This window comes from Bifidobacterium aerophilum (genome assembly GCF_010667685.1).
Classification (GTDB): Bacteria; Actinomycetota; Actinomycetes; order Actinomycetales; family Bifidobacteriaceae; genus Bifidobacterium; species Bifidobacterium aerophilum.
Genome location: NZ_WHZW01000009.1, coordinates 111,947 through 125,258, shown reverse-complemented (window position 1 = coordinate 125,258; position 13,312 = coordinate 111,947). Strand labels below are relative to the sequence as shown.

The window sequence follows — 13,312 nt, the reverse complement described above, 5'->3', positions numbered from 1 at the left end:
TCGGGATGTGTATAAGAGTCAGCCCTCAGTCAGCTTCGCTGACAGCTCCCCCTATCAGGGGGAGCAAATTCCAATCCGGTGACGTGGCAGTAGCCGTCATCGACAGCTTCCCTGATAGGGGAGCACAGTCATAGAGAAGAAGGAATCACCTATGGCAATCACCCCGATTTGGCCGGAGGCCACGGCCGTTGACCCCGCGACCGGCGCGATCACGTTCCACGGCCGCACCGCCGAGTCGCTGCTCGACGAGTTCGGCTCGCCGCTCTACCTGATCGACACCGACGAGGTCGCGGACCGCGCCAGGCATTTCGTGCGCGCCGCCGCGACCGCGTTCAACAACTCGACCACGCACGTGAGCTTCGCCGGCAAGGCGTTCCTCTCCAAGGAGATCGTGCGCCTCGTGCTCGCGGCCGGCATGTACGTCGACACCTGCACGATGGGCGAGATGAAGATCGCGCTCGCCGCCGGCGCCCCCGGCCGCCGTCTCGTGCTGCACGGCAACAACAAGTCCGACGCGGAGATCGAACTGGCGATCAACGAGGGCTTCGCGAAGATCGTCGTCGACGAGCCGGACGAGCCGGCCCGCATCGCCGCGATCGCGCATCGCCTCGGCAAGCGCGCCCGCGTGATGCTGCGAGTCACGTCCGGCATCCACGCCGGCGGCCACGAGTACATTTCGACCGCACACGAGGACCAGAAGTTCGGCGTGCCGCTGCTGCCGGCCGGCGCGGACACGTCCGTGCTGTCGATCCTCGACGACCTGACCGACGTGACCCCGGCCGCGACGAACGCGCGCGTGGGGGAACGGCATGACGACGCGACCGCCGAATCGGCCGCCAAGCCGGAACGCAAGCTGCGCTACGACGTCAAGTATCCGTACGACCTGAGCGGCGAGGAACTGTCCGAACCCGACCGCAAGCTCGCCGAGGCGATGACGGCCGTGGCGAACGGCCCCGCGCTCGCCGTGCTCAAGGAGATCCGTCGTCACGAGGACGTGCTCGAGCTGGTCGGCGTGCACTCGCACATCGGCTCGAACATCCACGACGCGGACGCGTTCATCCAGGCCGCCAAGCGCATGATGCTCCTGCGCAAGACCTTCTACGCGACCGACGCCTACACGCTGCCCGAGGTCGATCTCGGCGGCGGCTACTCCGTCGCGTACACGGACGGCGAGGATTCGATGGACATCGACGTGGAGCTGGGCCGTCTGGCCGATGCGGTCACAGCGATCAACCGCGCGCTCGGCATGCCCGCGCCCGCGATCTCGTTCGAGCCGGGCCGTTGGATCGTCGCACCCGCCGGCGTCACGCTGTACCGCGTCGGCACGATCAAGCACGTGCTGCTGAGCGCGGACGCGGAAGGCCACCGGCCGACCGACCGCGCCGGCAATCCGATCGACGAACGCGTGTACGTGTCGGTGGACGGCGGCATGAGCGACAACATCCGCCCGGCACTGTACGGCGCGGACTACACGGTGCGGCTCGCGAACCGCCGCGGCTCGGACGAGTCGATGCTCGTGCGCGTGGTCGGCATGCACTGCGAGTCCGGCGACATCATCATTCACGAGGACCGTCTGCCGGCCGATCTCAAGCGCGGCGACGTGCTCGCGGTGCCGGTGACCGGCGCGTACGGTCGCACGATGGCGAGCAACTACAACCAGGCATTGATCCCGGCCGTCGTGGCCGTGAGCAAGGAAGGCGCGCACGTGATGCTGCGCCGCCAGACCATCGACGACCTGCTCGATCTCGATCTGGGCTGAGTGGCGTCTGAGCGCCCGGACCGACGTTGGCGTGGTGCAGACATGATTGAGGGCCGGGAGGAACGAATCCTCCCGGCCCTCAATCATTGAACCGGACATCTGCCGGACAGACCGGCAGACTCATGTCACTTCGGGATGACGGTACCAACCTGACTGCCGGCGGTGACCGCGCCCGTGGCGGTGATCGACAGCGCGGCTACCTTGGCGGGCTTGGTGAACGCCACGATCACGTCGGTCGGCTTGCCGGCGGCCTTGATGGCCGGCCAGTTGACCTGCACCATCGGTGTGCCCGCCGTGATCGGCTGGCCCTTGTCGACGGTCACGGAGAACGGTGCGCCGCCCATCTGGACCGTGTCGATGCCGATGTGCACGAGCACCTCCACGCCTTCCGCAGTGGTGATGCCCACGGCGTGCTTCGACTTGGCGACCATCGTCACCGTGCCGCTGATCGGAGCCACGATCGTGGCCGATGCGGGGACGATGGCGAATCCGTCACCGAGGATCTTCGAGGCGAACGTCTCGTCGGGAACCTCCTCGATCGGCTTGATCGCACCGTCTGCGGGGGAGACGACCGGGATCGTCGAGCCGGACGCGGGGGTCTTGTCCGGTGAAGCGGTCTTGGCGGCGGGAGCCGCCGTCACGCTTTTGGGGCCGAGCCTCCGGCGATCACCGGGGAGCCGTGCAGTTTCTCCATTGCGTCCGCGACGGCCTGCACCTGCGTGCCGACGATGACCTGCACGTTCTTCGTGTCGAGGACCTTCACGCCGGGAACGAGCTTGCGAATCGCGTCGACGTCGACCTTTGCGGTGTCGTTCACGCCCATGCGCAGACGGGTCGTGCAGTTCTCGATCTCGACCACGTTGGCCTTTCCGCCAAGGGCCTTGTACAGCTTGGCGGCGAGGACGTCGTACTTGTCGCCGGTCGTCGGGGTGGCGTCGGAGGCGCCGTCGGCGGTCGCGTCCGCGACCTCCTCATCGCCGCGGCCCGGGGTCTTCATGTTGAACTTGCGGATCACGAAGTCGAACACGAAGTAGTAGATGACCGCGAACACGAGGCCCTGCACGATGAGCATGAACGGCATGTGCGCACGCGGCACGTTGAGCGAGAGGAACCAGTCGATGAAGCCGGCGGAGAAGTTGAAACCGGCGATCCACTGGAAGGACGCGGCGATGAACACCGACAGGGCGGTGAGCAGTGCGTGCACCACGTACAGCGGGAAGGCGGCGAACATGAAGGAGAACTCAAGCGGCTCGGTCACGCCGGTGAAGAACGCGGCCAGCGCGCCGGCGAGCATGAGGGAGCCGACGGCCTTCTTGTTCTCGGGCTTGGCGTTCTTCCAGATGGCGAGCGCGCCGGCCGGCAGGCCGAACATCATGATCGGGAAGAAGCCGGCCTGGTACATGCCGGTGACGTACACGCCGTACGGGTGGAAGCCGCCGGTGGCGGTCACGGCCGCCACGTCGCCGTTCAGGCCGCCGACGCCGCTCCAGAACTTGGTGATGTCGTCAATGCCGGCGAGGTTGAACCAGAACACGTTGTTGAGCGCGTGGTGCAGGCCGGTGGGGATGAGCAGACGGTTGAAGAACGCGTAGATGGCGGCGCCGACAGCGCCCATGCCCATGATGCCCTCACCGAAGGCGACGAGGCCGTTGTAGATGAGCGGCCAGATGAACAGCAGGGCCAGCGAGATCACCGACATGAGGGCTGCGGTCAGGATCGGCACGCAACGGCGGCCGGAGAAGAACGCGAGGAAGTCGGGCAGCTTCGTCTGATGGAACCGGTTGTACAGTGCGCCGGCGATGCAGCCGACCATGATGCCGAAGAACACGTTCTTGTTGCCGATGGCGCCGGCCGCGAACGCCGGGTGCTCGGTGGTGACGGTCTCAGGGTCAAAGCCGAGGAACATCGAGGCGGAACCCATGATCGTGGTGACGGTCATGAAGCCGACGAGGCCCGAGAGCGCCGAGGCGCCGTCACGGTTGCGCGCCATGCCGATGGCGACGCCGACGGCGAACAGCAGGCCGAGGTTGTCGAGGATCGCCGAGCCGGTCTTGCACAGGTAGGCGGAGATGACGTTGTTGCCACCCCAGCCGCTCGGGTCGATCCAGTAGCCGAGACCTAAGAACAGCGCCGCGGCCGGCAGGCAGGCCACCGGCAGCATAAGCGCGCGTCCCAGACGCTGAATATACGCTTTCATTATTCTTCCATCCTCCCTCTGCAACAATGCAGGGTCATGTGAGCGACTGTGTACTGCTTTCTGTGATCGCCGGCTTTCGTCATCGATCGCTCTCTGCCATCCTTGGCGGATCCCCGGTAATCCGGGCGGCTGTATCGCTCTGTTGACCATCATACGTGAGTTTCGACACTGTTGTCGAACATTTTGTTAAGTTTCTTTACTTCAGGTTGACGGCGCGTCGACATGGGGCAACTGCTGAGCTCTACTGGCGATTGGCTTGTCGGATGATCGTCGGCGCCGATGACTTTGTTAAGAACCTTGCGATACGGCGTGTCGGATTCGGACCGTAGGATAGTGGAGGAATTGTGATCGTCCTCTCGCCTGATCGGCGAGGCAGACAGCGTCGAAAGGATGCTTGTGGCACAGCTGAACGAAACGCCCATCCGCGTGGGGCTTCTGGGCGCGGGAACCGTCGGGTCGCAGACCGCGCGACTGCTCGTGGAACAGAAGGACGAGCTCGCCGCGCGCATCGGCCGGCCGATCGAACTGGTCGGCGTGGCCTGCCTCGATCCGAATGAAGTGAACTATCCGTGGATCGACAAGTCGCTGCTGACGACCGACACGATGAAGGTCGCCACGAACGCCGACATCGTCATCGAGCTGATCGGCGGCACCGGCGCGGCCCGTACGTTCGTGATGGCCGCGATCGAATCCGGCGCGTCCGTCGTGACCGCCAACAAGGCGCTGCTCGCCAAGTACGGCCCCGAGATCTACGCGGCGGCGGAGGCCAAGGGCGTCGACATCTACTTCGAGGCGGCCGTGGGCGGCGCGATCCCGTTCCTGCTGCCGCTGCGCGAGTCGCTGGCCGGCGACAAGGTGACGAGCATGCTCGGCATCGTCAACGGCACCACCAACTACATCCTCGACGAGATGACCACCAAGGGCCTGCAGTTCGACGACGTGCTCAAGGAAGCCCAGGCCAAGGGCTACGCCGAAGCCGACCCGACCGGCGACATCGAAGGCCACGACGCGGCGAACAAGGCCGCGATCATGGCCACGCTCGGCTTCCACACCAACGTGACGATCGACGACGTGTCGGTCGAAGGCATCACCAAGATCACCGCCGACGACATCGCCGCCGCCACCGCCGAGCATAAGGTCATCAAACTGCTCGCCGTGGTGGAGAACGGCGAGGCCGGCGTCTCGGCGCGCGTCTACCCGGCGTTGCTGCCGGAAACGCATCCGCTGGCCTCCGTGCACGGTTCGTTCAATGCGATCTTCGTCAAGGCCGAGGCCGCCGACGACCTCATGTTCTACGGCCGTGGCGCCGGCGGCGCTCCGACCGCCTCCGCCGTCGTGGGCGACGTGGTGGCCGAGGCGCGTCACATCGCGCGCGGCTGCACCGGCCCGACCATCCCGATGTACAACAAGCTGCCCAAGGCGCCGATCGAGGCGAGCCGCGCCGCGTTCGCCGTCCGCTTCCTCATCCACGACAAGCCGGGCGTGCTGGCCGCGATCGCCAAGGAGTTCGCCGACAACGGCGTGTCCATCAACGGTGTGAACCAGGATCTCAAGCCCACCATGAAGGAGCCGGGCTACGACGGCGAGCTGCAGCAGCTGCGTCTCGTGACGCACCTGACCGACGAGGTCACGCTGCGCAAGACCGTCGACGCCGTGTGCAAGCTCGACTGCGTCGCCGGCGAGCCGTCGATCCTGCGCGTGCTGGACTGATTATTGTCATCGCGGCTCCTCCGCTCGGAGGAGCCTTTACGTCGGGGTGTGACTGAGGGGTAGTCACACCCCATATGCTTTGGGCGTACGCTCCCTCGTCCGGCTTCGCCGCAGGCGTCCTGGAGTGGGGAGTCAAGGAGGAAAGACATGGAACCGATCTGCAAACAGGTCAAGGTCAGCGTGCCGGCCACGAGCGCCAATCTGGGCTCCGGCTTCGACTCGATCGGCCTGGCATTGGACTATCACGACGAGCTCACGTTCACGCTGTGCGCCGACCCGTCGAACCGCGCCGCCCAGGTGCTCATCTACGGCGAGGGCGAGAACACGCTGCCCCGCGACGAGACGCATCTGGTCGTTTCCACGTTCCGCCGGGCATGCCAGACGTTCGGCCTGGGGCGTATCGGATTCATCCTCGAGGCGCATAACAACATCCCGCAGGCGCGAGGCATGGGGTCGTCCGCCGAGGCGATCGTCGCCGGCATCACCGCGGCCGCCGCGTTCGCGCACGACGACGACATCAACCGCGATTCCATATTCGAGCTCGCCGCCGCGATCGAAGGACACCCGGACAACGTCGCGCCGGCCGTCTACGGCGGCATGACCGCCTCGTGGAACTTCGACACCGCCGAAGGCGTCGGCTCCGTGCCGATTCCGGGCGGCGAGCCCCTGCACGGCGGCTTCCACACGATCAAGTACAAGGTCGATCCGAACATCAAGACCTCGGTGTTCGTGCCGGACTACGAGCTGTCCACAGAAAAGGCGCGCGAGGCTCTGCCCGAACGGATCGCCCGCCGCGACGGCGTGTTCAACGTGTCGCGCGTGGCGCTGATGGCCGCGGCGATGAACCCGTCCGCGCTGGCCAAATCGTCCGATCCGAACGCGCTGCTGTTCTCGGCCACGCAGGACCGGCTGCACCAGCCGTACCGCAAGGATCTCATGGCGCCGTCGTGGCAGCTGATCCAGGACCTGCGTTCGCGCGGCTATGCGGCGATGGTGTCCGGCGCCGGCCCGTGCGTGCTCGTGCTGCACTACGGCGACGCGGCCGACGCGATCGACGAGGTCGCCGGCGACCGCCTGTCCGACGGGCACTGGCGCGTGCTGCACCCGGCCGTCAACACCAAGGGCGTCGAAATCATTCGCAAGTAAGTTTCGTTTCGGATCCCTCGGCGGTCTGTTGTGATGCGCGGTCGCTTTCCTCTGCTCCCCCTGAAGGGGGAGCTGTCAGCAAAGCTGACTGAGGAGGTGAAACACCCGACGCGTCTGATTTGATCAGGTACGCAGAAGCAGCCGAGGCGAGACAAGGTAAGGAGATCGTCATGTCCATTCCGGTGATTCTCGCATCGAAGTCGAAGCCGCGTCGCGACGTGCTGTATTCGGCCGGTATCTGCCCGACGATCCGCGTCTCGCACGTCGACGAGCCGGCCGCGCTCGAACGCGCTGCCGCTGCCGCTGGATGCGACGTCGACGATCTGACCGTCGACAAGCGCGTCACGATCCTGTCCGAAGCCAAGGCGCAGGCTGTGTATCAGGCGTACCGCGACGTGTCCGACACGGCCTCGCACGCGACCGGCGAACGGGTCATCGCGTACCCGTTGCAGGCGGACGAGCCGTCCGCCGCGGCCGACGATAGCGTTGCCGACGGCGAATCCCCGCGAGACATCCTCATCGCCAAACTCACCAACGACCGGCCGAACGCGCACGACGCCGACATCAACGCGACGACCCGCGACTTCTCCGGCGTCGACGTGCCGATCACCATCGAACCGATCTCCAACATCGTCGCCATGCAGCCGGGGCTCACGCATGCGGGCGTCGGCCCGCTCATCATCGGCTGCGATTCGATGTTCCTGTTCGACGGCGAATGCTACGGCAAGCCGCACAGCGTCGAGGTCGCGCGCGAACGGCTGCGCGCGATGCGCGGCAACACCGGCGAACTGTGGACCGGCCACTGCATGATCGACTTCGCGACCGGCCGTGTCGTGCGGGGCGTGAGCTACGCGAAGATCCGTTTCTGCAACTACTCGGACCATGATCTCGAACGGTACCTGGCCACCGGCGAACCGCTCGAAGTGGCCGGATCGTTCACGCTTGAGGGCTTCGGCGGCGCGTTCATCGACAGCATCGAGGGCGATCCGCACGGCGTGATCGGCATCAGCCTGCCGTTGCTGCGCGATCTGGCCAGCCAGCTCGGCATCGAATGGACCGACCTGTGGAACGTGGAGCGCGGCGAGCTGTTCCCGAGCGGCAAGTCCGACCCGTCGAGCCTGGTGCCGCCGGCGGAGAACGTGCACCAGCCGGGCGACGGGTGGGTCGACTGCATGTGCGGGCGGCGACATTGGGGACTGAACGGCGCGTCCGGCGTGCTGCTGGCGCGGCGTGACACGACGACCGGGGCTGTGACCGATGTCGTGATGCAGCATCGCGCCGTGTGGAGCGCGGAAGGCGGCACCTGGGGCATTCCGGGCGGCGCGACGGCCGACGGCGAGTCGCCGATCGAGGGTGCGTTGCGAGAATCGTACGAGGAGGCGAACATCACGCCCGCCGACATCGAGGTGGTCGGGTCATGGCGCGAGGACCACGGCAACTGGGCGTACACCACCGTGTTCGCGTTCGAGAAGCCCGGGCATCGCGTCGAGCCGCGCGCGAACGACGACGAAAGCATGGAGATCGAGTGGATCCCGATCGACGAGGTGCCGGACCGCAAGCTGCTCACCGCGATGAAGACCGACTGGCCGCGCTTCCGCGCCCGCCTCGACGCCATCGCCGCGGACCACCGCGGCGAGTGAGCGACGGCTGACGGCGTCGTGCCGTCGTTGTGCACAATCGTGCCGTCGGGAAGGATTCCGCACGTAAGGACTCTCTTAAAATGCTATTCTTGGTATAAGAAATACCATATTGGATAGTTTTGAGAAGAGAGTGCTGATGGTGAGACTGGTCGAACTGACATTGGACGGGGTGCGGAACGTATCCCACGGAACCATCGGCTTCGATGATCTGGAATCCGGCGGTTCCGTGACCGGAATCTACGGCCAGAACGGTTCCGGCAAGACATCCGTCATCGACGTGATCGACATCCTCCGCCACCTTATCGCCGGACGGGCGCTGCCCGAAGGCAGCGCGGATGCGGTCAGCGCCGATACGAACGAGGCGACGATCACCGCGATATACCGCATGGCCGGACATGAGGGTGCGATCTCATATCTCGAATATGCCGTAACCCTTACCGGACGGCATGAGAGCCGTGTGGCCCGTGTGTCCGGCGAGTCGTTGCGCATCGGTTCCGATCCGAAGCGGATGGGCAGGCCCATCATGGAGCGTCGGCGGGAAGCCGATGACGTTACGCGGCTTCCCGCCTATGTTTGGAGATCGCTGCTGTCCATCGGCGATATCAGGAGCGATGCCGACTTCTTCGATCGTGCGGATCAGTTCGAGGGCATGTCGTTCTTGTTCGCCCCGTACCGCACCGTGTCGCGCCGGCCGGATGATGCCGACGATCTGATGATGGGACATTTTATCGACCGTGCGCTGGCGGAAAAAGGGCTGTCCGCCCGTACCGTCGAGTATCTGACGAGCAAGATGATCCCCACGGTCGCCTTGATGAGGCAGTTGGCCGATTACGCCAGAAACGACGTATACGTGTCGACCACCAGACGAAGCAGCATGGCCAGCTACCAGTATGTTCCCATTGCCGACGTGACGACCGGGAAGACCATGCTCCTCGACCTGCTCGGGCCGAACCTCATGACGGACGATCAGTTGGAGCGGCTTCGCGGCATCATCGGAACGTACGATCTTTTGCTGCCGACGTTGGTGCCGAACCTGAAACTGTCATTGGCCGAAAGCCCGGCACCCTCGGACGAACAGGGCAACCATCGCACGCAGGTCGAGATCATGTCGTCCCGAGGCGGGACCGCCTTCCCGTTCCGCAACGAATCCGAGGGCATCATCCGCATCACCATGCTGCTGTCTTTCTATATCCGGGCCTACAACGATCCGAACGTGCTCGTCGCCATCGACGAGTTGGATTCCGGGGTGTTCGAGAACCTGCTCGGCGATATGCTCAGGCAGATCGTATCCGGCATACGCGGCCAGCTGATCTTCACCGCGCATAACCAGCATCCCCTGGCGGTATTGCCCGGGAAATGCATGAGAACCACGGTCGTGGACCCTGACGATCGGTTCAGCCGCGGGCCGCGGATCAAAACGACGAACAACGGACACAGCGTGTATCACAACAGCGTCGATCTCGGGTGGGACGGGCCCGACCTGTACGATGCGCCACCCGCTCGCATGTTCGCCAACGCGCTGTTCCGTGCCGGACATCCGAAAACCAAGCCGGGAGCGGACCATGCCTAGACGACGGACGCTGCTGCTGGTCACGGAAGGAACGAGCGACGCGAACGCGTTGGCGGCGCCGTTGCAGAATCTATTGAACGGAGTGCGCATAGGCGATTTTCAGGTCAGGTGCGACGTGACGACGGCACGTCTGTTCCCGGATGGTTTCAAGCGAGAACACGGCTTCACGCCTGACTGGAACGTCGGGCGGACCGTCGACGGACTTATCGACGAGTATCTGATCCGTGAAGGCAAATCGGCAACGTCATTGGGATGGATCGCTCATCTGACCGATTTGGACGGGGCCTTCATACCCGATTCCGCAGTCGGACAGGACGTCTCATTGACTCACCGCGCCTACCGCGCCACCGGCATAATCTCCGCGAACAGGGAAGCCACGCTGACGCAACTGGCGGAGAAACGCAGGTGCATCGATCTTCTTGTGGACGAGAAAACCGATTTTCGGCGAAAGACCAAGAAAAACGAGGCATGGTCTGTGCCCTACCGGCTGTTCTACATGAGCCGGAATCTCGAACATGCGTTGCACGGCATCGTGGACGATCTCAGCCAGGACGAGAAAGACGATTTTGCGTCGGACTTCGCCAGCGCCAACCTGGATCCTGCCATGTTCCGTCGTAGCCTCGAACAAGCTGCGCAGCGGCATGGCGATATGCCTGACTGGAAGGCTTCGTGGGAATACGCGAGGGATCGTTCGACCTGTCATTCGCTGGAATCCGGCAGCAATCTGAAGTGGATCTCGGACTTCGTTGCATCATGTTCGGCAATGTCGGTGCGGGCATGATGGGAGATGGGTCACGGACGGTCGTCTAACGGAAAGCAGAAAGTGGTTGCTGTGCACAATCGTGCACGGTGGCGGTGGTTTTTCCGGTATCAGGCCTTACAGTATGCGGTATCGGAGGAAATGCCATGATCAGCGACGAAGTGCGACAATTGTTCAACGCGAACACGAAATTCCGTCATGACGGCGACGCGGAGCGTCTGGCCGCCGAGCGCAAGCCGGATCACGTCACGGCGGTCATGGATCTGCCGTATGTCGATGACGGCCACGAACTGCATCGTCTCGACGTCTATCGTCCATGCGCTGACGGCGATCGTCCATTGCGGTTGCCCGTGATCCTCGACTTCCATGGCGGCGGCCTGTATCACGGCCACAAACACAACACGGCGTGCCGTGACATGCATCTGGCCGCACGCGGGTTCGCGGTCGTCAATGCGAACTACCGGCTGGTGCCCGAAGTCGCCTTTCGCGATCAGCTTGCCGACGCGCTCATGGTCGTCGACTGGCTGGCCGCACACGCCGACGAGTATGGATTCGATACGGAACACGTGTTCATCACCGGCGATTCCGCCGCCACGCTGATTGACCTGTACCTGTGCGCGATCATGCATGCTCCCGTCGTGGCCGACCAATTGCGCGTCCGTCCGCCGGCCAGCGGCATCCGTATTCGCGCGATCGCCGGCGTTTCGGGCATGTACCGGTTCACGGGCGGCGTGCATGGTAAGGCGATGGGCTATTACTACGAGGGCTATTTCCCTACGCTCAAGGAGCGCATCGCGTTCGAGCCGTACCTCGACATGGATCGACTCGTGGTGGACGGCGACCTGCCGCCGATCTACATGGCTACGAGCGCCGAGGACTATCTTGCGGACAATACGCTCGAATTCGCCCGCATCTTGCAATACCGCCATCACGATTACGCGCTGCGTCTGTTCGCCAAGGGGCTCGATCATCCGCTTGACCACGACTTCAGCGTGAAAGAGACCGGATTGCCGCACAACGATGAGGCAATGGCCGTGGTCGACGACATCGTACGTTTTTTCGAACGATACCGCTGAGATCTTCGCGGTGACGTCGAACGACGGTTCCGACGATCCGCTGCGGCCATGCGTCATGATGGTATATTCGTGCCATCAACCTTCCCGGTCCGTCGCCGTATCCGAGCGCGCGCCGGCGCCGAACCGAAAGCGAGGATCGCATGGCTACGGAACAGCGTCGTTCCACCGCGGATGCCGGTCATGCCGCATCGGCTGGTCCGGTCATGCCATGGCTGGTCTTCGCAGGTTGCTGCGTTATGTCGTTCGTCGGTTCCGGCTTGCTCATCAACACGGCCGGACTGTATTTTGATGCGATCAGCACCGAACTGGGCGTCAGCCGAGCCGCGTCCGCATTGCCGGTGTCGATTCGGCTGGTCACGAGCTCACTGGCGATGCTTGTGGTCGGTCGCCTGTTCGACCGACTGAACCTGCGTGTGGCATTGAGCCTGTGCATGGCGGTGTGCTCTGCCGCGTTCGTGGCATGCGCCTTCTGCGATGCCATGTGGCAGTTCGATCTGGCGTTCGCCGTGATGGGGGTGACCTACGTGTTGCCCGTCACGATCGCACCTCCCGTGCTGCTGTCCAGTTGGTTTCCGCGACGGTTCGGCACGGTGATGGGCGTTTCCGGATGCCTGTCGGGTTTTGGCGGCGTGTTGTTCAATCCGCTGGTATCGGCAGTGATCACGCAGTATGGCTGGCGTGCCGCGTATGCGATGACCGGCGTGACGTTGGCCGTGTTGTTGCTGCCGTTTACGCTGACGGTGTTTCGTCTGGCGCCTGTCGATGGCATGCGGTCGGAGGATGGTGCGGCGGACGCGTCATCCACGCTTGGTGCGGCGAACGATTTCGGTGATCGGTCCGTGCCGGGTCGGTTCTCGGTCTGGCGCAGTCCGGCGTTCCTTCTGCTCGTCGCGTCGATGGTGATGCTGCAGGTCGTCGCCGGCATCAATCAGCATGTTCCCGCGTATGAGATTTCGATCGGCCTGACCCTTACGCAGGGCGCGCTTGTGGTGACGAGCCGCATGTTCGGTGCGGCCGCCGGCAAGTTCGCGATCGGTCCGATGCTTGATCGGCTGCCCCCGCCGCGCGTGATTGCCGGATTCGCGGTGATCGGACTGGTCGGCTGGACCGGATTGTGGGTGGCGAACCGACCGGCGGCCGCGATATCGGTGAGTTTCCTGGTCGGTATCGGGCAGGGGTTGCTGATGGTGGCGGTGCCGTGGACGATTCGTCGTGCGTTCGGTGCGGCCGACTATGCGCGCACGTTGTCGGTGATCGATGCGGCCGGGCAGGCCACGGTGGCGGTCGCTACCACGGCGCATGGGTTGGTGTTCGACCTGACCGGAACGTACGCGCCGTCGCTGATGCTCAACATCGTGCTGTACGGGTGCGCCGCCGTCTGCATCGTTGCCGCCTATCGGCGTCGGCTCGTCGGGTAGTCCGACGGCATCGCATGACCATGCCGTCATTCGGGC

Annotated in this window: 9 protein-coding genes and 2 pseudogenes; 9 read left to right on the top strand and 2 right to left on the bottom strand. The window is 64.3% G+C overall.

The features are described 5' to 3' along the window. Positions 1-151: 151 nt before the first annotated feature. Positions 152-1,759, top strand: a complete 1,608-nt coding sequence (locus GFD25_RS05675; protein WP_163230805.1) for a diaminopimelate decarboxylase family protein — start codon at positions 152-154, stop codon at positions 1,757-1,759. A gap of 125 nt (positions 1,760-1,884) precedes the next feature. Here GFD25_RS05675 and GFD25_RS05670 read toward each other — a convergent pair whose 3' ends face one another. Next, a complete protein-coding gene (locus tag GFD25_RS05670; protein ID WP_163230803.1) occupies positions 1,885-2,400 on the bottom strand; it encodes a glucose PTS transporter subunit IIA in 516 nt (171 codons plus the stop codon). Next, on the bottom strand, positions 2,397-3,956 hold the full coding sequence (gene nagE / locus GFD25_RS05665) for an N-acetylglucosamine-specific PTS transporter subunit IIBC (protein ID WP_163230801.1): 1,560 nt from the start codon (positions 3,954-3,956) through the stop codon (positions 2,397-2,399). Before nagE ends, GFD25_RS05670 begins: the two co-directional genes overlap by 4 nt. A gap of 396 nt (positions 3,957-4,352) precedes the next feature. On the opposite strand from nagE, the gene GFD25_RS05660 reads away from it, so the two are divergent. The 8 genes and pseudogenes from GFD25_RS05660 to GFD25_RS05630 all read left to right on the top strand — a co-directional run bounded on the left by GFD25_RS05660 (position 4,353) and on the right by GFD25_RS05630 (position 13,276). Next, positions 4,353-5,666 (top strand): homoserine dehydrogenase, encoded by a 1,314-nt coding sequence (locus tag GFD25_RS05660; RefSeq protein WP_163230799.1) that lies wholly within the window; start codon positions 4,353-4,355, stop codon positions 5,664-5,666. Positions 5,667-5,813: 147 nt separating this feature from the next. After that, positions 5,814-6,812 carry a homoserine kinase gene (gene thrB / locus GFD25_RS05655; protein WP_163230797.1) on the top strand — a complete coding sequence of 333 codons (999 nt, stop codon included), beginning with the start codon at positions 5,814-5,816 and terminating at the stop codon, positions 6,810-6,812. Positions 6,813-6,982: 170 nt separating this feature from the next. Beyond that, a pseudogene (locus GFD25_RS12540) lies at positions 6,983-7,274 on the top strand (Maf family protein); the annotation flags it as partial. Between the two features lie 104 nt (positions 7,275-7,378). Beyond that, positions 7,379-8,452, top strand: a pseudogene (locus GFD25_RS05650) (Maf family protein); the annotation flags it as partial. A gap of 136 nt (positions 8,453-8,588) precedes the next feature. Continuing rightward, positions 8,589-10,022 (top strand): AAA family ATPase, encoded by a 1,434-nt coding sequence (locus GFD25_RS05645; protein WP_163230793.1) that lies wholly within the window; start codon positions 8,589-8,591, stop codon positions 10,020-10,022. Then, entirely contained in the window at positions 10,015-10,803 is a 789-nt protein-coding gene (locus GFD25_RS05640; RefSeq protein WP_163230791.1) for a hypothetical protein, read from the top strand. Before GFD25_RS05645 ends, GFD25_RS05640 begins: the two co-directional genes overlap by 8 nt. A gap of 125 nt (positions 10,804-10,928) precedes the next feature. Continuing rightward, positions 10,929-11,858 (top strand): alpha/beta hydrolase, encoded by a 930-nt coding sequence (locus tag GFD25_RS05635; RefSeq protein WP_163230789.1) that lies wholly within the window; start codon positions 10,929-10,931, stop codon positions 11,856-11,858. 140 nt (positions 11,859-11,998) lie between these two features. Continuing rightward, complete coding sequence (locus GFD25_RS05630; RefSeq protein WP_239512419.1) at positions 11,999-13,276, top strand: MFS transporter; 1,278 nt, start codon at positions 11,999-12,001, stop codon at positions 13,274-13,276. Positions 13,277-13,312: the final 36 nt, after the last annotated feature.